Annotated in this window: 27 protein-coding genes, 1 tRNA gene and 1 pseudogene; 13 read left to right on the top strand and 16 right to left on the bottom strand. The window is 64.5% G+C overall.

Going from position 1 to position 24684, the window contains the following annotated elements; genetic code table 11:
• The first annotated feature begins 239 nt into the window (after positions 1-239).
• The gene (locus ACGFK1_RS28325) at positions 240-1049 is read left to right on the top strand and encodes an LLM class F420-dependent oxidoreductase (protein WP_393437491.1); all 810 of its coding nucleotides are present in this window, start codon (positions 240-242) and stop codon (positions 1047-1049) included.
• A gap of 28 nt (positions 1050-1077) precedes the next feature.
• Here the strand turns inward: ACGFK1_RS28325 and ACGFK1_RS28320 are convergent, their stop codons facing one another.
• Together ACGFK1_RS28320 and ACGFK1_RS28315 are read right to left on the bottom strand one after the other, a co-directional pair.
• Complete coding sequence (locus tag ACGFK1_RS28320; RefSeq protein WP_393437489.1) at positions 1078-1953, bottom strand: alpha/beta fold hydrolase; 876 nt, start codon at positions 1951-1953, stop codon at positions 1078-1080.
• 96 nt (positions 1954-2049) lie between these two features.
• Positions 2050-2178, bottom strand: a pseudogene (locus ACGFK1_RS28315) (hemerythrin domain-containing protein); the annotation flags it as partial.
• Between the two features lie 282 nt (positions 2179-2460).
• Between ACGFK1_RS28315 and ctaD the strand changes: the two are divergent.
• From ctaD to ACGFK1_RS28285, 6 genes are all read left to right on the top strand, one after another.
• Positions 2461-4176 carry a cytochrome c oxidase subunit I gene (gene ctaD, locus ACGFK1_RS28310; RefSeq protein WP_393437486.1) on the top strand — a complete coding sequence of 572 codons (1716 nt, stop codon included), beginning with the start codon at positions 2461-2463 and terminating at the stop codon, positions 4174-4176.
• Between the two features lie 9 nt (positions 4177-4185).
• Complete coding sequence (locus ACGFK1_RS28305; protein WP_393437483.1) at positions 4186-4629, top strand: VOC family protein; 444 nt, start codon at positions 4186-4188, stop codon at positions 4627-4629.
• Between the two features lie 118 nt (positions 4630-4747).
• On the top strand, positions 4748-5389 hold the full coding sequence (locus tag ACGFK1_RS28300; protein WP_393437481.1) for a helix-turn-helix transcriptional regulator: 642 nt from the start codon (positions 4748-4750) through the stop codon (positions 5387-5389).
• Positions 5386-5835, top strand: coding sequence for a hypothetical protein (locus tag ACGFK1_RS28295; protein ID WP_393437478.1), 450 nt, complete (start codon positions 5386-5388; stop codon positions 5833-5835). Before ACGFK1_RS28300 ends, ACGFK1_RS28295 begins: the two co-directional genes overlap by 4 nt.
• Before the next feature lie 32 nt (positions 5836-5867).
• On the top strand, positions 5868-6194 hold the full coding sequence (locus tag ACGFK1_RS28290; protein WP_393437475.1) for a hypothetical protein: 327 nt from the start codon (positions 5868-5870) through the stop codon (positions 6192-6194).
• On the top strand, positions 6187-6597 hold the full coding sequence (locus ACGFK1_RS28285; RefSeq protein WP_393437472.1) for a group III truncated hemoglobin: 411 nt from the start codon (positions 6187-6189) through the stop codon (positions 6595-6597). The genes ACGFK1_RS28290 and ACGFK1_RS28285 overlap by 8 nt, the downstream gene beginning before the upstream one ends.
• Positions 6598-6621: 24 nt before the next feature.
• Here the strand turns inward: ACGFK1_RS28285 and ACGFK1_RS28280 are convergent, their stop codons facing one another.
• Positions 6622-7527 carry a YncE family protein gene (locus ACGFK1_RS28280; protein ID WP_393437470.1) on the bottom strand — a complete coding sequence of 302 codons (906 nt, stop codon included), beginning with the start codon at positions 7525-7527 and terminating at the stop codon, positions 6622-6624.
• Between the two features lie 485 nt (positions 7528-8012).
• Between ACGFK1_RS28280 and ACGFK1_RS28275 the strand changes: the two genes are divergently transcribed.
• Positions 8013-11213 (top strand): adenylate/guanylate cyclase domain-containing protein, encoded by a 3201-nt coding sequence (locus ACGFK1_RS28275; RefSeq protein WP_393437468.1) that lies wholly within the window; start codon positions 8013-8015, stop codon positions 11211-11213.
• A gap of 55 nt (positions 11214-11268) precedes the next feature.
• Here the strand turns inward: ACGFK1_RS28275 and ACGFK1_RS28270 are convergent, their stop codons facing one another.
• Positions 11269-11895, bottom strand: coding sequence for a recombinase family protein (locus ACGFK1_RS28270; protein ID WP_393437466.1), 627 nt, complete (start codon positions 11893-11895; stop codon positions 11269-11271).
• Between the two features lie 262 nt (positions 11896-12157).
• Entirely contained in the window at positions 12158-13294 is a 1137-nt protein-coding gene (locus ACGFK1_RS28265; RefSeq protein WP_393437463.1) for a protein-glutamine glutaminase family protein, read from the bottom strand.
• Positions 13295-13496: 202 nt separating this feature from the next.
• Between ACGFK1_RS28265 and ACGFK1_RS28260 the strand changes: the two genes are divergently transcribed.
• Positions 13497-13709, top strand: a complete 213-nt coding sequence (locus ACGFK1_RS28260; protein ID WP_393437461.1) for a hypothetical protein — start codon at positions 13497-13499, stop codon at positions 13707-13709.
• A 45-nt stretch (positions 13710-13754) separates the two neighbouring features.
• Here the strand turns inward: ACGFK1_RS28260 and ACGFK1_RS28255 are convergent.
• The 5 genes from ACGFK1_RS28255 to ACGFK1_RS28235 all read right to left on the bottom strand — a co-directional run bounded on the left by ACGFK1_RS28255 (position 13755) and on the right by ACGFK1_RS28235 (position 17913).
• A tRNA-Ala gene (locus ACGFK1_RS28255) sits at positions 13755-13827 on the bottom strand.
• 47 nt (positions 13828-13874) lie between these two features.
• A complete protein-coding gene (glpR, locus tag ACGFK1_RS28250; RefSeq protein WP_393437458.1) occupies positions 13875-14867 on the bottom strand; it encodes a gephyrin-like molybdotransferase receptor GlpR in 993 nt (330 codons plus the stop codon).
• A gap of 157 nt (positions 14868-15024) precedes the next feature.
• The gene (locus ACGFK1_RS28245; protein WP_393437455.1) at positions 15025-15678 is read right to left on the bottom strand and encodes a GNAT family N-acetyltransferase; all 654 of its coding nucleotides are present in this window, start codon (positions 15676-15678) and stop codon (positions 15025-15027) included.
• A gap of 20 nt (positions 15679-15698) precedes the next feature.
• On the bottom strand, positions 15699-16964 hold the full coding sequence (gene glp, locus ACGFK1_RS28240) for a gephyrin-like molybdotransferase Glp (protein ID WP_393437452.1): 1266 nt from the start codon (positions 16962-16964) through the stop codon (positions 15699-15701).
• 37 nt (positions 16965-17001) lie between these two features.
• Positions 17002-17913, bottom strand: a complete 912-nt coding sequence (locus ACGFK1_RS28235) for a UTP--glucose-1-phosphate uridylyltransferase (RefSeq protein WP_393437450.1) — start codon at positions 17911-17913, stop codon at positions 17002-17004.
• Between the two features lie 96 nt (positions 17914-18009).
• Between ACGFK1_RS28235 and ACGFK1_RS28230 the strand changes: the two genes are divergently transcribed.
• The 3 genes from ACGFK1_RS28230 to ACGFK1_RS28220 all read left to right on the top strand — a co-directional run bounded on the left by ACGFK1_RS28230 (position 18010) and on the right by ACGFK1_RS28220 (position 19718).
• Positions 18010-18624, top strand: a complete 615-nt coding sequence (locus ACGFK1_RS28230; RefSeq protein ID WP_393437447.1) for a 5-formyltetrahydrofolate cyclo-ligase — start codon at positions 18010-18012, stop codon at positions 18622-18624.
• A 58-nt stretch (positions 18625-18682) separates the two neighbouring features.
• Positions 18683-19009, top strand: a complete 327-nt coding sequence (locus ACGFK1_RS28225) for an FmdB family zinc ribbon protein (RefSeq protein ID WP_393437444.1) — start codon at positions 18683-18685, stop codon at positions 19007-19009.
• Positions 19010-19070: 61 nt separating this feature from the next.
• Positions 19071-19718 carry an SAF domain-containing protein gene (locus tag ACGFK1_RS28220; protein WP_393437441.1) on the top strand — a complete coding sequence of 216 codons (648 nt, stop codon included), beginning with the start codon at positions 19071-19073 and terminating at the stop codon, positions 19716-19718.
• Positions 19719-19722: 4 nt separating this feature from the next.
• Here the strand turns inward: ACGFK1_RS28220 and ACGFK1_RS28215 are convergent, their stop codons facing one another.
• Positions 19723-19962 (bottom strand): hypothetical protein, encoded by a 240-nt coding sequence (locus ACGFK1_RS28215; protein ID WP_393437439.1) that lies wholly within the window; start codon positions 19960-19962, stop codon positions 19723-19725.
• A gap of 97 nt (positions 19963-20059) precedes the next feature.
• Here ACGFK1_RS28215 and mscL point away from each other — a divergent pair, with 97 nt between their 5' ends.
• On the top strand, positions 20060-20518 hold the full coding sequence (mscL, locus tag ACGFK1_RS28210) for a large-conductance mechanosensitive channel protein MscL (RefSeq protein ID WP_393437510.1): 459 nt from the start codon (positions 20060-20062) through the stop codon (positions 20516-20518).
• A gap of 12 nt (positions 20519-20530) precedes the next feature.
• Here the strand turns inward: mscL and ACGFK1_RS28205 are convergent, their stop codons facing one another.
• The 5 genes from ACGFK1_RS28205 to ACGFK1_RS28185 form a co-directional block, all read right to left on the bottom strand.
• Positions 20531-21166, bottom strand: coding sequence for an MspA family porin (locus ACGFK1_RS28205; RefSeq protein WP_393437436.1), 636 nt, complete (start codon positions 21164-21166; stop codon positions 20531-20533).
• A 164-nt stretch (positions 21167-21330) separates the two neighbouring features.
• Positions 21331-21966, bottom strand: coding sequence for an MspA family porin (locus ACGFK1_RS28200; protein ID WP_067811981.1), 636 nt, complete (start codon positions 21964-21966; stop codon positions 21331-21333).
• Positions 21967-22356: 390 nt separating this feature from the next.
• Positions 22357-22515, bottom strand: coding sequence for a hypothetical protein (locus ACGFK1_RS28195; RefSeq protein WP_393437433.1), 159 nt, complete (start codon positions 22513-22515; stop codon positions 22357-22359).
• Between the two features lie 160 nt (positions 22516-22675).
• Complete coding sequence (locus ACGFK1_RS28190; RefSeq protein ID WP_393437430.1) at positions 22676-23254, bottom strand: molybdenum cofactor biosynthesis protein B; 579 nt, start codon at positions 23252-23254, stop codon at positions 22676-22678.
• Positions 23251-24627 (bottom strand): S1C family serine protease, encoded by a 1377-nt coding sequence (locus tag ACGFK1_RS28185; protein ID WP_393437427.1) that lies wholly within the window; start codon positions 24625-24627, stop codon positions 23251-23253. Before ACGFK1_RS28185 ends, ACGFK1_RS28190 begins: the two co-directional genes overlap by 4 nt.
• Between the last annotated feature and the right edge of the window lie 57 nt (positions 24628-24684).

Raw genomic sequence — 24684 nt, 5'->3', positions numbered from 1 at the left:
AATCGGGCGCGCGGGGTCAAAGCGGCGTTAGCGTGGGACACGAAGGCCTCCTGGTTGACGAAGTGGTTCCTAGACAGCTCCACTTCACAACCGGAAGCCTTCCCTGTCACACAGGCTCACCGACAGCGACCCGGATAACCTCCCTGGACATCACAACTAACCCGACGCCTTCCGGCCATTGAACGTGGGCGTAGCCGGCCGAACACCGGGACAACGCGATCCAACGAGAGGAAGACACCGTGTCTCATCCCATCCGCATAGGCGTGCAGCTGTGGCCCGGCGGAGCCGCGGACTATCGCACGTGGCGTGAAGCCGTGCTTCGTGCCGAAGATCTCGGAGCCGATGTGATTTTCGGTTACGACCACTTCCACCGCCCCGCAGTTGACATCGTCGACGGCGCGCCCAAACTGAGGCCCGAGCAGCCCGACGTCGTCAACTTCGAGGGCTGGACCGCCTTGGCGTCATGGGGTGAGATCACCACGCGGGCAGAGATCGGGCTTCTGGTGACCGGCATGGGCTACCGCAATCCCGATCTACTGGCCGACATGGCCCGCACAGTCGATCACATCAGCGGTGGTCGCGTCATCCTCGGACTCGGATCTGGTTGGTATGAAAAGGATTACACCGTTTACGGATACGACTACGGGACCGTCGGGTCGCGCATGGATCTTTTCGAGGCGGGTTTGGCACGCATCGAAGAGCGGTTCCGGCACTTGATTCCGGCGCCGCTGCGGCCGATCCCGATCCTGATCGGGGGCGGCGGAGAACGGCGCACGATGCCGCTGGTTGCCCGCTACGCCAACATCTGGCACAGCTTCCTGGATATCGACACTTACCGGAAGAGAAGCCAGCTTCTCGAGCGCCTTGCTGAGGCAAATGGCCGCGACCACAGTGTCATACAACGTTCGGTTCAGTGGACAGGGTCGGCGTCCGCCGCGGAGTACGCGGATGAGGGCGTCACCTTGTTCACCACCGAAATCCATCCTGAGTCAGGCGAATACGACTTCGCCGAACTCAAGGACATGTTGGCCTGGCGCGACGCGCAGTGACCGACGTCCCATCCATCGGCTGGCCACGTCATGGCATCGCCAGCCGGTGGATGGCGTCTGCGATCTCGCCGGGGCAGTCCTCGGGAACAAAGTGCTTGGCAGGCAACAAGGTTGCGTGTGTCAGTCCGGCAGCGCGTTGAACCGCGAGACCGTGTCGCCACCACGACAGCATGGTGTCGCGGACACCCCAGACGATCTGAATCGGATACGGCGCCGCGCCGAGGGCGCGCGCGTAGGTGTCGCGTTTGGCGGCGGTGAGTTCGAAACCGCGCATGATCTTCAGGAACGCCCGACCGCCGTCATCGCCGAACAACAGCGGCACCCAGCACTGAAGCTCCGCACTGGTTACCTTCCCGCTGACACCGACCCACCGCATGATCGACGTGAACGTGTACGGAACACGCAGCGATGCCAACCACGCCTCGCCAATGCCCCGATGCGCGAACGGTTCCATCGGCCACGGTCGATGAAAGGTCGCCACGTCGCCGATGGTGTTGAGCACCGTCAACGACAGCACCCGGTCCGGAGAGGCATTGGCCACCTCGAATCCGATCGGTCCGCCGATGTCGTGCACCAACAGATGGAAGCGGTCAAGTCCCAGTTCGTCGATGGCCGCCGACAGCCAGCGCCCCAGTCCGCTCCACGTGTAGTCCGCGTCTTCGGGTCGATCCGCAAGCCCCAGACCGGGGAGATCGACCGCGATGCCACGCAGACCCCGGCCGGCCAGTTCGGGCAGCACCTTGCGGTACAGAAACGATGACGCAGGCACGCCATGCACGCACAGCACGGGAGGATGTTCGCCCTGCCCCGCCTCGAGCGCGAATGACGAGATGCCGCCGGCCACGAAGAACCGCCCCGACCGTCGATGCGCCGACAGGATCCGGTCGACCTCTGCGTTCGTCATCGGTGCCTCCATTTCAACGACCCTCGTATACGCACGCAAACGAACAAGCCCGCCGTGTTCCTCCCCTCCGCAGGATGCGGACCGACACGGCACCCCCTACGCGCGGTTGATCATGCGTTGGTCGGGATGCGCTTCGTGCCAGGCGGCGATTGCCTCGTCCCACTCATCGCCGTCAAGCGTCGTCAGCGAGGCGGGGAACAGGCCGTCCTCCTCCTCGGCGATGTGCATGCTCCGCGATGTAGTCACGCAGCAGCGGCATGTCGCGGCACCCGCAGTACTGGCACATGGCGAAACCTCCCACGACGTCCAGGTCTACCAATCATCATCCCGGCAGGACTGAAGTGCGCTGTCTGGCGCGGGCGGTGCGGCGTAGGAGTTGTAGGGGTGTCAAGTCGGCAACGCACGCGGTAGTATTTTTCACAAGACTATATTGTAAAAACTAGTTACCGACATGACCGGCTGAGCCGACTGGCCGACCCACCATGAAATTGGGACAGGAGGAAGCCCGTGACCGCCGAAGCACCCCCCGTAGAACTGCGCGCTCACCGCCCGTTCCCTGCCCGCGCCGGCTTCAAGGGCACCCTGGTCTACGAGCTGGTGACCACCACCGATCACAAGCTGATCGGGGTGATGTATGTCGTCACCTGTTTTGGCTTTTTCTTCGCCGGCGGGTTCATGGCGTTGTTCATTCGAGCCGAGTTGGCCCGGCCGGGTTTGCAGTTCTTGTCCAATGAGCAGTACAACCAGCTGTTCACCATGCACGGCACGATCATGTTGCTGTTTTATGCCACACCGATCGTGTTCGGGTTCGCCAACCTGGTGCTGCCCTTGCAGATCGGCGCCCCCGACGTCGCCTTCCCACGCTTGAATGCGTTGTCCTACTGGCTTTTTCTCTTCGGTGGGTTGATCACGCTTTCGGGGTTCATCACACCCCATGGCGCCGCCGATTTCGGCTGGACGGCCTACGCCCCCCTCTCGGATGCGATCCATTCCCCCGGTGTCGGGGGTGATCTGTGGATACTGGGCCTGGCCGTCGGGGGACTCGGCACCATTCTGGGAGCGGTCAACATGATCACCACCGTGGTGTGCATGCGCGCGCCGGGGATGACGATGTTCCGGATGCCGATCTTCCCCTGGAACATCCTCGTCACCTCGATCTTGGTGCTGATGGTGTTCCCGCTGCTGACCGCGGCGCTGATGGGTTTGGCGGCCGACCGACATCTCGGGGCCCACATTTACGATCCCACCAATGGAGGGCCGATTCTGTGGCAACACTTGTTCTGGTTTTTCGGCCACCCGGAGGTGTATGTGGTGGCCTTGCCGTTTTTCGGCATCGTCACCGAAGTGATCCCCGTCTTCGCCCGCAAGCCGATGTTCGGTTATGTCAACATGGTTTTCGCCACGATGGGCATCGCCGCGTTGTCGACGGCGGTGTGGGCCCACCACATGTTCGCCACCGGCGCGGTGTTGCTGCCGTTCTTTTCCTTCATGAGTTACCTCATCGCGGTGCCGACGGGAATCAAGTTCTTCAACTGGATCGGCACGATGTGGAAGGGCCAGTTGACCTTCGAAACGCCGATGCTGTTTTCGGCGGGCTTCATGGTCACCTTCCTGTTGGGCGGTTTGTCAGGGGTGATGCTGGCCAGCCCCCCGATCGATTTCCACGTCACCGACAGCTATTTTCTGGTGGCGCACTTCCACTACGTGTTGTTCGGCACCATCGTGTTCGCCACGTTCGCCGGCATCTATTTCTGGTTCCCGAAAATGACCGGCCGACTCCTCGACGAGCGACTCGGCAAACTGCATTTCTGGCTGACCCTGATTGGTTTTCACACCACGTTCTTGGTGCAGCACTGGCTTGGCAACGAAGGCATGCCCCGTCGTTACGCCGACTACCTGCCCGCCGACGGGTTCACCACGCTCAACGTCGTCTCCACCATCGGGTCGGTGATCCTCGGGCTGTCGATGATCGTGTTCACCTGGAACGTGGTGAAGAGCTGGCGTTACGGCGAGCCGGTCATCGTGGATGACCCTTGGGGCCATGGGAACTCGCTGGAATGGGCCACCAGCTGCCCGCCACCGCGGCACAATTTCACGGAACTGCCCCGGATCCGCTCCGAACGTCCCGCGTTCGAACTGCACTATCCGTGGATGGTGGAACGTATGCATGCCGAATCCCACGTCGGCCGGCATCGCGATGTCAGCGCGGTCGGGGCCCGTTAGGAGCACACTATGGAAATCAACGGCAGTGGTTCACCACAACCCACGGTCAGCGCCCGCGTCGCCTCGTGCGTTATCCGGGTGTCGAACCTCGACCGGTCCGCGAATTTTTATCGCGACGTTTTCTCGTGCCAGGTCAGCATCCGTGAGAAAGACATGGCCCTACTCTTGGCGCCCAACGGTTTCCAACTCTATTTGCACGCTCGACGGTCGTTTCGGCGGCGCGGTTTCGGCACCATCGGCGTGTCCTATTTGATGTGGGCCACCGACAGCCAGTCTGATCTGCAGGTCATCACGCAGCGAATGCGGGCCTTCGACCCCGCGGTCTTCACCCATACCGAGAATGGGGTGACCTTCCTGGAGGGCCGCGACCCCGATGGCAGGCGCATCGTGGTCGCCCATCCGAGTCCACAGCGGCTGCCGCGCACTGTGATTGCCGAACGGCTCCGCGGGTGAGCGGCGGGAGTTCCGCAACTGCCCCTGGTTTATACAATACTTACTTGTGTAAACTTGGGGGTATGACACAGGTGATCGCCGATGAGGGTGCTGACGGGGTGCCGCGGCAGGAGCAATCATGAGCGGCCGGCGCCAGGACGTGTTGGCGGTGCTGCGCAGCGCAGAATCTGCGCTGAGCATCACCGACATCGCCGAGCAACTGGGGATCCATCCCAACACCGCGCGGTTTCACCTCGAGGCGCTGGTGAAGTCGGGACGCGCGCAGGCCGTGGAGGCCGACCGCACCAAACCGGGCCGGCCCCCGCTGATGTTCCGCGCGGTCGCCGGGATGGATCCAGGCGGACCCCGTGACTATCGGACGCTGGCGGCCATCCTCGCCGACGCGCTGGCGGGCCAGTCCCAGCCTGCACGTCGAGCGATCGCGGCCGGGCGCGCCTGGGCCAGCCACGTCGCCGCGCCGGGCAGAACACGCACTCGCAGGCAGGCCGTCGATCGGCTCACCGATCTGCTAACCGATCTGGGCTTCGCACCCGAAAAGCTCTCCGGCGCCAAGGGTGCGGGCGAGATCGGGTTGCGCAACTGCCCGTTCCTCGAGGTGGCCGGCACCCGCCGCGACGTGGTCTGCCCGGTGCATCTCGGACTCATGCAGGGGGCGCTGGACAGCTGGGATGCCCCGATCACCGTCGACGCGTTGACCCCGTTCTCCGAGCCGGATTTGTGCGTGGCGCATCTGGCCCCGGCCGCGACGGCCTCCTCATGAGCGCCGCGCACGCGATCGCCGTCGCAGTCATCTTCACCTGGCTGGGCATGGTGCTCGCGATCTCGTTCATCGAGGCGCCGCTGAAATTCCGCGCCCCGGGAGTATCGCTGCAGATCGGCCTGGGTATCGGCAGGTTGGTGTTCCGTGCGCTGAACACCGTCGAAGCGGCCTTGGCCGCCGTTGTGCTGATCACCTTCGGCTATCAGGCTCCGTCGACGACCGCTGTCATCGCCGTGAGCGTCGCGGTGCTGACACTGGCAGGCCAGCTGCTGGTGGTGCGACCTCGTCTGACGCGTCGCTCGGATCTGGTTCTGGCGGGCACCGCCGCGCCGAACGCAGCCGACGGCACGGCCCACCGGTCGCGGGCCCACTACGGCTATGTCGCATTGGAATTGGTGAAGGTCGTCGCGCTCATCATCGGTGGCGTCGCGGTGCTGGCTGCCTGACACCTTTTCGAGGAGTATTCGGAGAAGCCGCCATGAAACCGATTTCACCGCAGGTGTTTGCCGACGAACAACTTGATCTGTCGGAGGCCGCCGTCGACAGGATCGCCTGGGGTTTTCTGGGCTCGGAGTTCACCACCCTGATCTACGCCAGCTGGCCGATCGAGCGCCGCGTGGACGGCTATCTGACACGCCACGACATGGTCAATGTGCTCAACAACGGCGATGCCCACACCGCGGTCGTGCAGCGGGTGCTGGCCAACACCGGGGTGGCCTTGCGCGACGGGGTACTGCCCACCACAACGTGGGAAACGTCGCGCAGAGATCCCCGCACCGCGATGCGGGGTGGACCGCATGAGTGACTCCGCACCGTTATCCGATCTGGCCAACCGCGCCGGCGTGGAAGCGTTGTTGCGCCGCTTCTACACTCAGGCGTTTGGCGACGAACTGCTCGCCGAGCCGTTCGCGGAGTTGGCTTCACGCGGCCTCGACCAGCACCTTGCCATCATGTGTGATTTCTGGGAGACCGTGTTGTTTCGAGCCGGGCTGTATCGGCGCAATGCGCTGCACGCGCACCGGCGCGTCCATCACCAGACACCCTTGGCGGCACCGCATTTCGCGCGCTGGCTGGCCCTGTGGACCACGACCATCGATCAGATGTACCGTGGCCCCGTCGCCGACCACGCCAAGATCCAAGCCGCCCGCATCGCGACGGCCATGCATCGTCGCCTCACCCGTCAAAGTGCCGGCGCGCCAACAGGATAGACACCCGCAGGCGCACTGCCTCACCTAGGCGGTAGGTTCGAATTCCCGTAGCACCGGTGTTCCTTTGGTCCCCTTGGGTATCGGGAAGTAAGTGTGATGGGTGGTCGGGTCGACCACCAATATGTGTGCGCCGTCGGCGAGATACGCTGAACCCCGACCAGTGAGGTGTCCCTGCTCGTGGTCGAAGATGCTGACCCAGCCGCTCTCCGCGGCGACATAGACCCGGCCGGGCTTGGGGTCGTAGGCCAGCACATCGGGCGTTTCACCCACTCCCTGGTGATCGATGATGTTTCGGTGAGCGAGATCGACCGTGACCATGGCGGCGTTGGCTTCGCAGCCAACGAACATCACTTGGTCGGGGACGTCGAGCGCCTGGCCGTGTGGATGGTCGCATCCAGGCGTCGGAATGCGTTCCACCACGGTCAAACTGTCGGGGTCAATGATCGCGAGGTCGTTGCGGCCCTGCACCGCGACCACCATCCGATCCAGAAGTGAGTCATATATGACGTTTCCCACCTCACCGCCCAGCGGGATGGTCTTGCGGACCGCGCCGGTGTTGGCGTCGATCACCGTTTCGGTGCCCGCAGATTCGTTGGTCGTCCACACAGCGGCTCTGAGCGGGTCGTAGGCCAGTCCGTCGGGATAGGTGTCTGTCGGAGCGCGGAACACCACCTGTCCGGAGTCTTCGTCGATGGCGACGAGCTGGTTGTTGCCGGTCGCCGTGGCGTACACGCGGTGCTGCGCCGGGACGACGATCACACCGTGCACGTCGGGCAAATCTGGAATGGTGCGCACCACCGCGTGCGCGTGCACGTCGACATCGATGAGTTCACCTGCGCCCATGTGGGCGATGAACATCCTCCCCCGCTCGGCGTCCAAAGCGGCGTAGTCGAAGCGAACCGGACCACCGGTGAGCGGTGTCTCCGACACTTGCCTCAGCGGCAAGTCAGTTGTCGATGATGCGCAGCCTGTCAGGACAACGGCCAGTGCGACGCCGACCAGTGGCCGCACCCGCCTTCGCACCTCGCTCACCCTTCGTTGCGTCCGAGCCAGCAGTTCAAACCTACGCCGAGAGGACCGATGGACACTGATTCCATGCTGCTCCACAACGGGGGCTAAGTCCCACGTTGATCGTGCTACGCACGGTCATGGTGATCGCCAATGCGACCGCGGCGGCTTGGCATGCTTCCTGGAGCCTTCTGGATGCGGTGTCGGTGTGCCGCCCACCTGCCCAAATTTTGCGCAGTCTGGCTTGAGATTCAACATGCCACCGACCCTCACTCGGACATGCTCACCGAGCGATCCTGGGGACGATCTCGAAGGGAAGCGGAGTAGGTGCACGACGGTTGAACGTCAACGCGGATCGCCAGTCGATATGACACACGTTGTTCGAGGTGCGGTGACACGATACTGACGTGGACGACAGTGCGGACGGTCGCGGTGGACTGACTGTGGCGGGATTGTCGTGTAACTCGTGCGGCACTCAGTTGGGCGGCACAGCCAAGTTTTGTAGTGAGTGCGGCACGCCCGTCACATCGGCCACCCGATTGGCTGAGTACAAGCAGGTCACGGTCCTATTCGCCGACGTGGTGCATTCGATGGACATCGCGGCAGCGGTTGGTGCGGAGCGGCTGCGCGAGATCATGGCGGAGCTGGTCAATTGCGCGAGTTCGGTCGTGCAGAGCTACGGCGGGACGGTGGTCCAGTTCACCGGGGACGGACTGATGGCGGTGTTCGGCGCGCCGATAGCGTTGGAGGATCACGCTGTTCGTGCCTGCCTAGCCGCATTGGGTGTTCAAGAGGAGGCGAAGCGACTCGCCCTAGAGGTCAAAGAGCGCGACGGTGTCGAACTGCAGTTGCGGATTGGCCTCAATTCCGGCCAGGTGATCGCCGGTGAGATCGGTTCTGGCCCTTCCGGTTACACCACTGTCGGTGAGCAGGTGGGGATGGCTCAGCGGATGGAGTCGATCGCGCCGCCCGGTGGGGTGACGCTTAGCGCATCCACCGCGCGACTGGTTGAAGGCGCAGCCAGCCTCGCTGAGCCTGAGCTTGTTCAGATCAAGGGTGCCGATAAGCCCGTCCCGGCCCAGCGGCTATTGGGCATGGCGCAACGGGATCGCCTCATCGAGCGCGTCGAGTCGAATCTGGTCGGTCGGCGGTGGGAGTTGTCCGCCGTCGAGGGCTTGTTGGACCGCGCAGTCGATGACCACGGTGCTGTTGTCGGTGTGGTGGGGCCACCGGGCATCGGCAAGAGCCGTCTCGTGCGTGAGGTCTCTGCGATCGCATCCGCTAGGGGTGTCGATGTGTTCACCACCTTCTGCGAGTCGCATACCACTCTGGTGCCGTTCCATGCCGTTGCGCGCCTGCTCCGCGCTGCCTTTGCTGTCGAGGGTCTTGACGGGCAGACCGCCCGCGATCTTGTGCGCGACCGGGTTCCCGACGCAGACCCCGAGGATTTACTGCTTCTCGATGACCTGCTGGGCATCGCCGACCCGAATGCTGCCTTGCCGGCAATCGGTCCTGATGGACGGCGGCGGCGGTTGACCGCGCTGGTCGATGCCGACTGGTTGGCCCGCAAAGCCCCGGCACTCTACGTCATTGAGGACGCCCATTGGATCGATGAGGTCAGCGAGTCGATGATCGCCGACTTCCTCACGGTGATCCCCCAGACGGCATCGCTGGTGCTGGTCACCTACCGCCCCGAATATCAAGGCGGCTTGAGCCGGGTGGCCGATGCCAAACCCATAGCCCTTGCGCCACTGAGTGATCCGGAAACCACCGCACTGGTCTCGCAGCTGCTGGGGCCGGATCCCTCAGTCGGTGCATTGGCCTCCGTGATCGCCGAGCGGGCCGCCGGTAATCCGTTTTTCGCCGAGGAGATGGTGCGGGATTTGGCCGAGCGTGCTGTGTTGCGCGGCAACCGCAGCGCTTACGTTTCCATGGTCGATGCTGCCGAGGTCACCGTTCCCGCCACGGTGCAGGCCTCCCTCGCCGCCCGCATCGACCGGCTGAACCCTAAAGCGAAACGCACCCTGAACGCTGCGGCGGTCATCGGCGCGAAGTTCAGCCGGGACCTACTGGACGCGCTGGGGATTGACCCTGTCCTGGAGGAGCTGGTGGGGGGCGAGCTGATCGATCAGATCAGGTTTACCCGACACCCCGAGTACGTGTTCCACCATCCGCTGATCCGCATGGTGGCCTACGAATCACAACTCAAGTCCGATCGCGCCGAGCTGCATCGGCGGCTGGCCGCCGCGATTGAGGCCCGTGCCCCAGCATCGGTTGAGAAGAATGCGGCGTTGATCGCCGAGCACCTGGAGGCCGCCGGTGATCGGCACGCCGCGTATGGCTGGCATATGCGTGCCGCAACGTGGGCGAACTACCGCGACGTCCGCGCGGCGCGGACCAGGTGGCACCGTGCCCGAAGCGTCGCCGACGCGCTACCCGACGACGACCCCGACCGATTGTCGATGCGGATCGCCCCCCGCGCCATGCTTTGCTCAACCGCCTGGCGGGTGGGCGGGGACCTCGCCGACTCCGGATTTGACGAGCTTCGCGAGCTCTGCATAGAGGCGAGTGACAAGCCGTCGTTGGCCATCGCCATAGCCGGGCAGTTGCTGGTGCTGGCCACTCACGCCCGACACCGTGAATCTTCTCGGCTCGCGGTGGAATTCGCCCAACTGCTTGAGTCGATCGATGATCCGACAATCATCATCCGCGCGCTCCCGCAGGTAATGGTCGCCAAGTACGAGGCGGGTGCCATGGCCGAAGCGCTGCAGTTATCCCAGCGCGTCATTGACCTAGTCGACAGCGACCCCAGCGAGGGCAGCCTCGTCTACCGGACAGCCTTGGCGCGAGCGACCATGATGCGGGGCCTCACCAGGTGTTGTTTGGGTCGTCCGGGATGGAAAGACGACCTCGACCAGGCGATCGCTATGGCACGTGGCCTCGACCTGACGTCGCGCTTTCTCATGATCACATACATATATGGCACCACTGTCGGCAATGGGGCGCTGCGAGCCGATGCGGAGATTATCCAGCGCACCGCTGAGGCTTTGGAGATTGCCGTGAGATCCGGTGATTACATCGGCCTGATCACCGCTCGCTGGGTCCACGGTCTGATGCTGGTCCGTCGTGACGCTGCAGACCGTGAAGCCGGATTAGAGCTCCTCGCTACAGCCCGTGAAGCCGCCCTGCAATACCGACAGTCCACCGGCGCTTGGCCAATGATCGACATCGAGATCGCCGGGGAAAAGCTCCGCATCGGCGATATCGACGATGCCGTCGAGAAGTCGCGGACAGTGTTCAACTACCTACTCGACACAGGCGGGATGCTCTTTCGCGGTCCAGCGATCACAGTTCTGGTGGAAGCACTGCTGGCTCGCGGCGGCAAGGCGGATGTTCAGGAGGCTCATGACACGATCGGCCAACTGGAGGCCGCTCGGACCGAGCCGGGGTTCCTGTTCCACGAACTGCCGATGCTGCGGCTCCGGGCTCTAGTGGCTTGGGCTGACGGTGACCGGGGCCGCTATCGCGAATACCGGGATCGCTACCGCGACATGGCGAGAACGCTTGGCTTCGAGGGACATATGAAGTGGGCCGAGGCGATGCCATGACGGCGATCATTCTGCACCCCTATTGATTACCGGCCCGCGCCCACTAACAGGTGCACTAAGCACGGTTGCTTGATCGCCATAGGCCAGCGGTGTCCTCGGTGAGATAGCGATACAGCGTCGCCGTGCTCACCCTGAGGTACTTGGCAATTGCCTTGGCCGTGTGCTCGTCTACCTTCATCCGCTTCGCGGTGGCGATATGGTCGGCATCATCAACCTTTCGAGGCCGTCCGAATCGGGTACCGTTGGCCCGAGATGCAGCTCGCTTCAAGGCCGTTCGCTCCTTGGTCAGCTCGCGCTCGTACTCGGCGAGTGATCCGAGTACGCCGATCATCATTCTTCCTGCGGCAGTTGAGGAGTCGATGCCGTCAGAGGTCGACATTAGAGTCACGCCCCGGCCGGTCAGACCCTTTACGGTCTCCAATATGTGGAGTGTGTTGCGGCCCAACCTGTCGAGTTTCCAAACCACGACGGTGTCACCCTCGCGCACGTATACCATCAACTCGGCAAGTCTTGGTCGATCGTCGCGTGCTCCTGACATTGTGTCGGAGAACGTCTTCGTGACACCTGCAACTGCCAGGGCTTGCTCTTGTTGGTCCAGCGTCTGGGCAACAGTACTGACCCTGGTGTACCCGATCCGCTGACCTGATGCTCGGCTATTTGACTGCGCCGCAGACTGTTTCATAAAGAGCAAAACGCGCCATTCGCGACAGTTATTTCTGAGCCTAACTTTTGAGACTCTGCGAGCAGGCCCTCCGCCCAGGGCGCGCACTCCTGAATCAATGTCGCATATGTGGGGTCTGTTTTGAGGCACTCACCTACAGCTCGGGCGGTAGCTCATGACAAGGGAAAGTTCCAATTAGTAAGCCTGACAATCTATTCCGCCGCGCAGCCAGCGCAGCTACACGCCTCGACGACCCCACGTCGTGCCCTCGGAAGGCGTTTCGCTAGGGGCAGACCGCATAGGGCGGAGGTCCCTGCTGGATGGATCGGAGCTGAAGCTCCAGGCGGTACACGCCGAGATAGTGGTTCGTGCCCGAATACGTAGGGTCCGTGCCGCCGCCAGGCCAGAACTGATCGGCACTGGTGTGCGTCAGCACCGCGTTTGGGTCCCCCTGCACGCCTTTCCAGGTTGCCTCTGTTACCGGCGTATTGAACAAAGACGGATCGATCACCATGCGCCGGGTACGCAAAAGGAGAAAAGGAAAGAAGAGGGGGACACGCACGCACAGGGTGGGCGCGACATGCCATCCCCACTGAACAAAGCAGCGGGGGTTGTTCTTGGTGTTCACATACAGCGAGCCGTCGATCCACACTTTTCGCGGATGTAACCCGCTGTTGATCATCAGTCGGCACATCTCATGGGCGCGAGCCCAGCAGCCATCGTCGGGATAGAGGAACGGAATGCAGGGTGGCGGGATTATCAGGGGATCGCACGTGGTGGCGGCCATCGCATTGAACACTTGCTGCGCCGTCTTCATCGACACGCATCGGAACCAGAACCACCATGGCCAGAAGACCCACCACCAGATCCAATCCCACAACCGCTGAAACAAGCTTCGGTCAGGAATTGGGGTTGGCGGGAAAGGGGGCAACGGCCGCCGAGGCTGATCCGGGTCGGGTGTGAAAGCACGGATGGCAATGATGTGGTGGGCGTCATCATCGACGACGATGACGGGCTGGGCCGCTCGTAAGGCTCCGCGTAATTCCAGTTCCAGGTCGGCGAAGTTTGCGCTGTCAAGCCTCAGCTCGTGGACGGCGTGCGAGGCGTCCAACGTCACGCTGAGAGCGCCCTGGGCCGAATAGCCGATACCGGCCACCCGGGCGATATAGGGAATGAGTAGCCGCGTGATGGCATCGCTCGCCGGGTCGATCTCCAAATAAACCGGAAGCATCTGCTTGCTGAGGCCATCGAGGACTCGTGCGAAGCCACTAGAGCGCGGATCAGCCGGGTCCAACTGCGCGCGACGCTCGTCATCTAGTTCGACAGAGATACTTTCGCCGGTTCCCAGCATTTCTAGCGCCCGATCCAATGATTGATCAAGTCGGACGAATGTCGAGATGATGGCGTTTGGATTCGGCATCCTGTGTCCTTAAACGCGATGCTTCGATTGGCTGTCTCAGTATCGGCGCGCTCACCGATCACGCACAGCCGTATCCGCCGGATTCATCGCCATGGAACAGCTGATGGTCAAATTGCTTACGTCGATATTGGCCCTTTGTAGCGGTCGGGAGGCCCGCCGTCGGTCAAGCTGGCGCGCCACGGAGATGAGTAACGATGGACTCATGACGTACTGCGACGGCCGTGACCGCGAGATGTCCAAGTGGTCGTACCACCGCCTGGCCACGGCGCGTCAAGAGGCCGAAGAAGCGCAGCGCTTGGCACTTACCGAACTCGACGTTGGGCTTACAGCGACCTGTCGTCAGCGTGCCCACGAGAACTTGGCTTCGTCGTCGGCGTCTTCTTCGAAGCCGTCGTTGACCGGAGTGTTGACGTAAATCCGATCTGGTCTGGCTTGTACCGGCCGACCTGCTCAAATTGAGTGGAGCTAAGGGGAATCGAACCCCTGACCTACTCGATGCGAACGAGTCGCGCTACCAACTGCGCCATAGCCCCTGATACCGGTAGCACAGGCTACCAGCCGCGAGGTCAGCACCGAAAATCTATTGGCCTGCCGCGCGCGGAAGGTCGAAATCTCGGGCGAACGGCGCATAGTCCAGGTGTTCGAAGATCGGGTCCTCGTCGTCGATCTCCAGCACCACCGAACCCGGCCTGCGCAGCCGCGACGGCACCACGTCGAACTCATGATCGTCGGTGTTCTCGACGCCGAGCCGCGACCGCGCGAGCCGCTGGGCACGGCGGCGCCGCAGCCGCTCCTCGATGCGTGTCTGACGCCGCAGGTAGGCCAGGTACAGGATGGTGATCGCGCCGAGGGACCCGCATGCGTACCACGCGACCGGCGTCAATGCGATCGCCGCGGCGGCGACCACGATGGTCGCCAGCGTCAGAGCTGTCAGCATCCGCTTGCGGAACTTGTACTTGCGCGCATCGATGGAGGCAGCCCTGGCCTCAGACCGTCGCCTGCGGGCAGCGCTGATCGAATCGGCGATCTGCAGTTCCGTTTCCGACGCCGCTTCGAGGCCCGACGAATCGTCGACGTATTCGTATTCGTCATCGGTGCCGTCGGGCTCGTACTCGGCCGCAGGCTCGTCTGCGTGCGGCTCCTCGTCGAATTCGAGCGGAAGCTCGTCGGCCTGCGAGGGCTCCTCGTCTGCCTCGGGCACCGACTGCCCCACCGGCAACGCGCCGGAGTCCTCGACGACGTCGACGTCGAGATAGTCTGGCTCGCTGTCGGTTTCGGCTTCGACGGCCGCCGCGCGCACGACGGCGCGCTCCTTCGACTCCTCCTGCATCTCGTCGTCGGCGTCATCGTCGTCATCGGACGGCTGCCAGTCAGGATCGCTGTTGTGTCCGGCCGCCGGCTTGCCGCGCCGGAGCAGTCGCGCGCGGCGGCCAGTGTTGAGCACCCGCGTCGCCAACGCCACGTCGCTGGTGCGCCGAACGGCATCGCGCTTGCTGATCAACATCGGGACCAGCACGAAGAGCCAGAGCACGACGAGAGAGATCCAAAGAAGGGATTGGGGGATGCTTGGCATGTCGCCTGCTCCTTTCCCCTACAGGCTAGGTCCGTGACCAGCGCATCCGTGGGCGGCGCGCCGAAGTCAATTACACACCTGTAATTCACAGCTGACAAGCACCATTAGTCACAAATGTCACATTGGTAACACAGGCGGGTCCTTCGCTAGCGCCGAATCAGGCCCAGGTCGCGTGGCCCGCCCGGACCAACGACGACGCCGCAGAACCGTTGAGTTCCTCCGCGGTGATGGCCACCAGCAAGTGGTCCCGCCAGGCGCCGTCGACCTCGAGGTAGCGCCGCAGCAGGCCCTCCTCACGGAAACCCACCTTCGCCAAGACGGCCCGACTGGCCGCGTTCTCCGGGCGCACCGTCGCCTCGACGCGGTGCAGCATGACCGGGCCGAAGCAGTGGTCCAGCCCCAATGCCAGGGCCGCCGTCGCGACCCCGCCTCCGGTCATCGAACTGGCCACCCAGTAGCCGATCCACGCCGACCGCAGCGCACCGTGCGTCACGTTGCCGATCGTGAGCTGACCCGCGAACTCACCGTCCACCTCGATGGCATACGGCAGCATCCGACCCTTGCGGGCTTCCGAGCGCAATCCGGAACACACCGACGGCCACGACGAAACTGCATGTCGCACATCCCAGTTCATATCGCCCACCGGCTCCCACGGTTCCAGATGTGCGCGGTCCGCTAGCCTGATCCGGCTCCACTTCGACGCGTCGCGCAGCCGCACCGGCCGCAATCGGACCAGGCCGCCGGGTACCCGCAGCGGTCCGACGGACATCGGCCAGCCCGGATGTAGTGAACTCGAACGCCACAGGTTCACGACGGCTCGCCGGTGTCGTCTCAGCCGCGCTGAGCCAGGAACGCGACGTCGACGATCTCGCCGGTGCGGATCTGCTCGGCCTCACTGGGAACTACCACCAGACAGTTTGCTTCGGCCAGCGTCGCCAGCAGATGCGAGGCCCCCGGCGCGCCGCCAAGGGCCTGCACCAGGTACTCACCGGTGTCCTGGTCGCGCATCAACTGGCCACGTAAATACCCCTTGCGGCCCGCGACCGAACTGATCGGCGACAGGGTGCGGGCCTGCACCACGCGCCGCATCGGCTGTCGCTTGCCCAGCGACAGCCGGATCAACGGCCGCACCATGATCTCGAACACCACCAGCGCGCTGACCGGGTTGGCGGGCAGCAGGAACACAGGCACGCCGTCGGGCCCGAGTTGTCCGAAGCCCTGCACCGAGCCCGGATGCATTGCGATGCGGGTGACCTCCATCTCGCCCAGCTGTGCCAGCACGGAGCGCACACTCTCCGCGGCGGCGCCACCGACCGCGCCGGCGATCACTACGACCTCGGCCCGATTGACTTGGCCCTCAACGACTTCGCGTAATTCCTTGGGCTCGGTGTCGACGATGCCGACGCGATTCACTTCGGCACCGGCGTCACGGCCGGCGGCCGCCAGCGCGTAGGAGTTGACGTCGTAGACCTGCCCGTTGCCCGGCGTCCTCGAGATGTCGACGAGTTCACCGCCGACGGACATCACCGACAGCCGGGGCCGCGGGTGTACCAGCACCCGGTCACGGCCGACCGCCGCCAGCAGCCCCACCTGGGCGGGCCCGATGATCGTGCCCGCCCGCACCGCGACATCGCCGGGCTGGACGTCGTCGCCGGTGCGGCGGACATAAGCCCCTGAGCGCACACCCCGAAGCACGGTCACCCGCGAGTCGCCGCCGTCGGTCCATCGCAGCGGCAGCACCGCATCGGCGAGTGTCGGCATCGGCGCACCGGTCTGCACGCGCGCGGCCTGACGCGGCTGCAGCCTGCTGGGGGTGCGCGCGCCCGCCTCGATCGAGCCCATCACCGGCAGACTGACTTCGCGGCTTCCTTCGTCGCCGTCCTCATCGGCGTCCGGGTCGCCGCCCACGCCGAGGACGTCCACGCTGCGCACCGCGTAGCCGTCGATGGCCGCTTGGTCGAATCCCGGCAGCGGACGCTCGGTCACCACTTCCTCGGCGCACATCAGGCCCTGCGCCTCGGCGATGGCCACCCGGACCGGACGTGGCGCCACCGCGGCGGCCGCTACCCGGGCCTGCTGCTCCTCCACCGAACGCACTGCGCGCCTTTCTGCCGTTCAGGGGCCGTCGTGGCGTCTAGCAGTCGATCAGCCCCAGTCGTTCCACCAACCACCGCCGCAGTTCGGGGCCGTAGTCGTCGCGCTTCAACGCAAAGTCAACCGCAGCCTTGAGATAGCCGCCAGGATTTCCGAGGTCGTGTCGAGAACCGCGGTGCACCACCACATGCACCGGATGCCCTTCGCCGATCAACAACTCGACCGCGTCGGTCAGCTGGATCTCACCGCCCGCACCACGGGGCACCCGCCGCAACGCATCGAAGATCGCGCGGTCGAGCACATAGCGTCCCGCCGCCGCGTACATCGACGGCGCATCTTCGGCTTCGGGCTTTTCCACCATTCCCTTGACGCGCAATACGTTCGGGTTGTTGGTATCGGGAACCTTCTCGACGTCGAAGACGCCGTAGGCGCTGATGTCATCGGGAGCGACTTCGATGGCGCACAGCACCGAGCCGCCGCGCTTGGCGCGCACCTTCGACATGGTTTCCAGCACACCGGTCGGCAGCACCAGGTCGTCGGGCAGCAACACCGCGATCGCGTCCTCGTCGTCGGACAGGTTGGGCTCGACACATCCGACGGCGTGTCCAAGGCCGAGCGGCTCGGCCTGGACCACCGACTCGACCTTGATGAGCGCTGGTGCGCGGCGCACCTTTTCGAGCATCGACTTCTTGCCGCGGGCCTCGAGCGTGCCCTCGAGAACCAGGTCTTCGACGAAGTGCGCGACGACGCCGTCCTTGCCCTCGGAGGTGACGATGATCAGTCGCTCGGCGCCGGCCTCCGCCGCCTCCGCGGCCACCAGTTCGATGCCCGGGGTATCGACGACGGGCAGCAGTTCCTTCGGCACGGTCTTGGTTGCGGGCAGGAATCGCGTCCCAAGACCCGCAGCGGGAACCACCGCGGTATACGGAATCGGTACCTCAGGCCGTGTCATCGTTCACACCCTAACGCCCCAGCCCCGGATGAGACGCGAACCCTTCCGTCGGATCTGTTTTGCGGTGTCTACGAGGAGGCTGTCATCGTTGTCAGGGTGGCGAGCCCGACCAAGTCCGAGCTGCGAGCCGCGATTCTGCAGTCGCGCCGCACGTTGGCGCCGCACACACACGACGCCGAAGCCCGCGGCCTGTGTGATCATCTCGGCTCCTTCATCGCATCCGGTGACACTGTCTGCGCATATGTACCCGTCGGGTCAGAGCCCGGTTCGGTCGAACTGATCGATTCGCTGCTGCGGCGCGCAGTGCGGGTGCTGCTGCCGGTTGCTCGCCACGACGCCGCGGGGGTGCCGATGCCGCTGGCGTGGGGCGAGTATCGGCCCGGGACGCTCGTGCCCGCGCGAATGGGTCTGCAGGAGCCCGCCGAACCGTTGCTGGGCACTACCGCCATCGGAACCGCTTCGGTGGTGCTGGTTCCCGCACTCGCGGTCGACCGCAGCGGGGTCCGGCTGGGTCGGGGCGCGGGGTTCTACGACCGGTCGCTGCCGCTGGCCGCTGTGGCGGCGCGGCTGGTCGCCGTGATTCGCGACGATGAGCTCGTCGACCGATTGCCCGCCGAACCGCACGACGTCCGGATGACCCATGCGCTGACCCCCGACCGCGGTCTGATCCGACTCGGCGACGCTCGAGCGGGAATGACCAAGCCCACGTAGCGGTTCTAGCACTTGAGCCGGTAGAGTGCTAAGAAGTTTGACCACCTCGGAGGTTTTTGTGCCTACGTATTCCTATGCGTGTACGCAGTGTGGCGATCGGTTCGACGCGGTGCAGGCGTTCAGCGACGACGCGCTGACGACATGCGCCAAGTGCAACGGCCGGCTGCGCAAGCTGTTCGGCAACGTGGGAGTGGTCTTCAAGGGCAGCGGCTTCTATCGCAACGACAGCCGCGAATCGGCCAAGAGCACTTCGTCCAGTTCGTCGGACTCGACCAACGGCTCGAGTTCGGACTCCACGTCGTCGACGGACAAGTCCAGTTCTTCTTCCGACGGTTCCAGCTCCAGCACCACCAAGTCGGCGCCGGCCGCCGCTGCCGCGAGCTAGTTATCCACAGGCGCGGCGCAGGCCCGCGCTTCGACTCCGCTGCGCCGCCTAGCGTGACGGCATGGGGGATTCGCTCAATCCGTCTGTGCTGAGTCGGCTGCTCGCCGCCCGGCCCGACTGGTCGCGCACAATCGTTGCTCGTCGCGTCGCCGCAGCGGGGCTTGTCATCCTGGCCGGCGTCGTCGCGATCCGCTCGAACCCACAGGGCGACCGCGCCGAAATCGTCGTCGCCGCACGCGACCTGGCCTCAGGCGTCCAGCTGACCGCCGATGATGTCCGGGTCGAAAACCGTACGGCGGCAACAGTTCCCGATGGGTCGCAAACCGACGTCGGCGCGCTCGTCGGCGCGACACTTGCCGGCCCGGCGCGCCGCGGAGAAGTGCTGACCGACGTGCGCGTGCTGGGGCCGCGGCTTGCGGAATCGGTCGCGGGCCCCGGCGCACGGGTCGTGCCAATCCCGCTGGCGGACACCGCGCTACTGGATCTGGTGCGTCCCGGAGACGTGGTGGACGTGCTCGCCGCGGGCGCGGAGGCCGACAGCCAGACGCAGTTGGTGGCGACGGACGCCGTCGTGGTCCTCGTGTCGGAGAAACCGAAAGCCGCCGGCATTGGCGGTGATCGCGTGGTGCTGGTGGCGTTGCCCGGTCACACCGCCAACAAGGTGGCGGCCGCGGCGCTGCTGCAGACCATGACGTTGACCTTTCACTGACCGGTCAGCGCGGCGGAGCGGGCACCGCGGTGGTGGTCGGCGCCGCGGCACTCCCGTGCTGGATGGCGTCCATCACCATGTCGGCCAACTCGTCGGACGTGGAGGTGGTCGCGGGACCCGGCGCAGGCGACGGCGTCGGTTGCGCATCGGCCGTACCGATCGCGAGCGTGGAAAATCCGACAATCATCACGGCCACCAACACCCAGCGCACAGAACCCTCCTCCTGCCTTGCTGCCCAGTTCAATCCGCGAAGCTAGCACCAGAGTGGGTCCGCCGCAGAACCAACGCGACTAACGTCTGCTTTTGTCAGGTAGCAACGAATGCAGGAGGGATTCGCGCGCATGTTGAAGGGCTTCAAGGAGTTCCTGTCCAGAGGCAACATCGTCGACCTGTCCGTCGCGGTGGTGATCGGCACCGCCTTCACGGCGCTGGTCACGAAGTTCACCGACAGCATCATCCAGCCGTTGATCAACCGAATCGGCGCCGGGGGCGAGGCCGACTACGGCATCCTGCGGATCAACATCGGCGGTGGCCAGACGATCGACCTGAACGTCCTGCTCTCCGCGGCAATCAATTTCATCCTCGTCGCCGCGGTCGTCTACTTCCTCGTCGTCATGCCCTACAACCGGCTGCGCAAGAAGGGCGAGGTCGAACAGGCTCAGGACACCGAGCTCGCGATCTTGACTGAGATCCGCAACATCCTGGCCGAGACCAACGGGCAATCCGGCAAGCATGTCAGCGGCCCGGGCACAGGCCCGAGCCCTGACACCGCGAAGACAACCAGCGCCGACCGGACGTGAGTCGAGAGTCGACTAGTTCATGTTCCAGGGCTCGCCGTAGGTGGTGACGCTGTCGCCGGCCTTGGAGATCAGCCGAGCGAACGGACGCAGCAACACACCACCGGCAGCACCGGTCACGGTGCCGTGCGCATTGGACACCGCCACCTTGCCGTGCGGACCCGCCACATCCACCGAGAACGTCGCGACCTCCTGAATACCGGGGCCGTTGCCCAGGTCAGCCGAGATCGACACCCCCGGGAACAGGTTCGGGGTAATCACCGAACCCAACGGGTTGAACACCGGGAACAGCGAAGCGTCGTCAAGCAAGATGTTCGGCGTGGTGTAGCTGAAGTTGATACCCACACCCAACGACCACGGGAAACCAATCTGGTAACCCAACTCCAAGGTGCCCTCGAACTCGTCAGCACCCGGGCCGGCCACGTTGTACACCGCGCTACCGGAGTGGAACCATTCGCGGGTCAGCCGGTTGCGGTCCAGGGGGAACACACCATTGAGGAAGGTGTCCCACTGCTGGATCGTCAGCGTCCGATCCTGGCCATCAACCAGGCTCAGCTCGTTGTCCAGACCTGCGTGAGAGGTGCCCGTACTCACGAACAAAGCGGCCAGCGCCGCCACCATCGCGACCAACACCCGACAGATTGCCTTCATGTACTCCCCATCTCTGAACGGCCTGGCCCTACAACGGGTGATCGCCAGTCGTGATGCGACCGTTACAGATGTTGTAGCTGACTTGTCGCGTTACTGTGGTGAAACGACGAAACAGCCCCCGGCGAAATTGCCGGGGGCTGTCCCGTTAGGCCCTGAGCTGGGAGTTAGTTCATGTTCCAGGGCTCGCCGTAGGTGGTGACGCTGTCGCCGGCCTTGGAGATCAGCCGAGCGAACGGACGCAGCAACACACCACCGGCAGCACCGGTCACGGTGCCGTGCGCATTGGACACCGCCACCTTGCCGTGCGGTCCCGACACATCCACCGAGAACGTCGCGACCTCCTGAATACCGGGGCCGTTGCCCAGGTCAGCCGAGATCGACACACCCGGGAACAGGTTCGGGGTAATCACCGAACCCAACGGGTTGAACACCGGGAACAGCGAAGCGTCGTCAAGCAAGATGTTCGGCGTGGTGTAGCTGAAGTTGATACCCACACCCAACGACCACGGGAAACCAATCTGGTAACCCAACTCCAAGGTGCCCTCGAACTCGTCAGCACCCGGGCCGGCCACGTTGTACACCGCGCTACCGGAGTGGAACCACTCGCGGGTCAGCCGGTTGCGGTCCAGGGGGAACACACCATTGAGGAAGGTGTCCCACTGCTGGATCGTCAGCGTCCGATCCTGGCCATCAACCAGGCTCAGCTCGTTGTCCAGACCTGCGTGAGAGGTGCCCGTACTCACGAACAAAGCGGCCAGCGCCGCCACCATCGCGACCAGCACCCGACTGATTGCCTTCATGTTCTCCCTAGCTATGTCGACGCCGGACCGGCAAGTCCGCCGTGTTGTTGTCCGTGAGTGGTCCCAACCGCTAAACCACACACGACGCGCGAGTGGCATGTGACGCAAATGAGAGACCTCACATGCTGCTCTTACGTTTCGCTCATCGTTGACACGAGGAACATAACGGGGAGGCATCGCACCGGCAACGCGTGGGGGACATCAGAGTGCAACTCGCCAGTCGATGATGGCGGTTTGCTACCGGCTTTCGGTCGGGTTCGAAACGCCGCCGGGGCGCCGGTTGCGGTGCCGCGACGAGACAACACGGTCGTGATCGCTTCGCACATGCCGGGCAGGACACCGGGTGAGCCGACCACCTGCCGTTTTCCGCGCTTGAAGCGAAATCACAGGTCAATCATGGTGAGGCGGAATGTTGTCCCGCAACCACCGGTCGTGCTCGGCGGCCTCGTCCGGCGAAACACTGTTGCGTTCGTCAACGGGTAACTCGCGCAACGGATCCCCGAAGATCTTGTTAACTGCATCTCGGGTGCGCTTTGAGCGATCTGTCACAATGCACTTCCTGTGTGACGAAGATCACATTCGGCGGCAGATAGCTGTTCACCTAACGGTAACCAGCGGCACGCGGTAGAAAATAGCGCCAGCCGTCCCATGGCCGACCGCGACGCCGCATGAGCGTCGTGGCCGCGGAACCGCAGCGAGTCCAATCTGCTTAGATCTCCAAGCTGGATAGCTGGCCGATGATCTGGACGGCCAAGGGGTTCAGCGTCGCCATGCCGTCGCGGACGGCAGCGCGAGAACCCGCGAGATTAACTACGAGGGTGCTGCCGGAAATTCCGGCAAGCCCTCGCGATACGCCCGCGTCGACGATTCCGGCCGACAAGCCGGACGCGCGCAGGGCCTCCGAGATTCCGAGAAGTTCGCGATCGAGGAGGTCACGAGTGGCCTCAGGGGTGACGTCACGCGGTGTGACGCCAGTGCCGCCCACGGACACCACGAGGTCCACTCCCCCGATGACGGCGGTGTTGAGCGCGTTGCGGATCTCCACCTCGTCCGACGAGACCACCACTACGCCGTCGACCACGAAGCCCGCCTCACCCAGCAGTTCGGTGACCAGCGGCCCGCTGTGGTCTTCTTCGCCATGAGCGGTGCGGTCGTCGACGACGACGACGAGCGCCCGGCCCACCAACTCCCCTGGCTGTTCCATGAGTGCAACCGTATATGCCGGAAGGGACAGCGGCGCGGCCACTCTGAGAGTGGGTGATCCCGTCGGACCCAACGTGATACTCATTGCGCCGCCTTGCCAAGCGTGACCTGGACGGTCTGCGGCTTACCCGAGGCATCCAGGTAGGTCAACGTCACCTTGTCGCCGGGCGCTTTGGATCGCACCGCCGCCACCAGTGCGTCGGCGCTGCCGATCACCCGGTCGTCCACCTTGGTCACCACGACGCCGCTGGGCAGGCCCGCGGCCGCCGCTGCGCCACCGTTGGTGACCTCGACGATCTTGGCGCCGTCGACAGCCGAGTCGTTGCCGACCTGAACACCGAGCGAGGCGTGCGATGCGGTGCCGTTCTGGATGAGCTCGTCGGCGATCCGCTTGGCCTGGTCCACCGGGATCGCGAAGCCGAGCCCGATCGACCCGCTCTGACCGCCCTGCGCTCCGGCGTCGGCACCGAGGGTGGCGATGGCGGAGTTCACGCCGATCAGCTCGCCGTTCATGTTGACCAGGGCGCCGCCCGAGTTACCCGGGTTGATCGCGGCGTCGGTCTGAATCGCGTCGAGCACCGTGTTCTGGTTCTGCGCGTCGCCGCCCGCAGCCACCGGCCGGTTCAGCGCACTGATGATGCCGGTCGTGACCGTGCCTTCGAGGCCGAGCGGTGAACCGACGGCCACCACGTCCTGGCCGACCCGCAGGTTGTCCGACGAGCCGAGCGTGATGGGCGTCAGACCCGACGCATCCTTGGCGCGCACGACCGCGATGTCACTGCTCGGGTCGGTGCCGACGACGGTGAAGGTGTTGGTCCGGCCGTCGGCGAAGGTGACTTTCGTCTGCGCGCCTGCCGGGCCGCCAGGGCCGCCGATCCCCGGCGGTAGCTGCGGCGCGTTTGGCCCGGTCTGCGCGGCGGCGACGACGTGGTTGTTGGTCAGGATCAGGCCGTCAGAGGACAGGATGATCCCGGAGCCCTCTTCGGACTGCCTACCTAGGTCGACTTCGAGCTTGACGACGCTGGGCACCACCTTCGCCGCGACCTGCTCGACGGAGCCGGCAGGCAGGCTGGCCGCGGGCACGCTGGGCGCCAGGCCCGTCGCGCTCGAACTGGCCGACGGCCGGTCCGGTTGCGCGAGCAGCGCGACACCGCCGCCGATACCAGCGGAGACCACCGCGACTGCGATCGTTCCTGCGGTCAAAGCGCCTGCGCGCGAACGCTTTTGATGAGTATGGGGCATGGCCATGCCGGACGACTGCGGAGCGCCGCGGTATGGGTCGTACTGCGGGCGGAACTGCTGCTGCGTCGCGTAGCGCCAGTCGTAGGGCTGCTGCTGCGTCTGCTGATACTGACCGGGCCGGTGTGCACCGGGATATCCGGGCGCCGCGTGCTGCTCATGGCCGCCGGGCCGGTGCCCCGGCTGTGGTGGCGGCGAGTACCTCGGGTGGTTCGTCATGTGGCTGCGGTGCTCTTCCTGGAGTAGGTTCCGACATCTTTAGCAACGACACATACA

This window comes from Mycobacterium sp. NPDC048908 (assembly GCF_043197955.1).
Classification (GTDB): Bacteria; Actinomycetota; Actinomycetes; order Mycobacteriales; family Mycobacteriaceae; genus Mycobacterium.
This window is presented reverse-complemented; position numbering and strand designations above follow the sequence as displayed.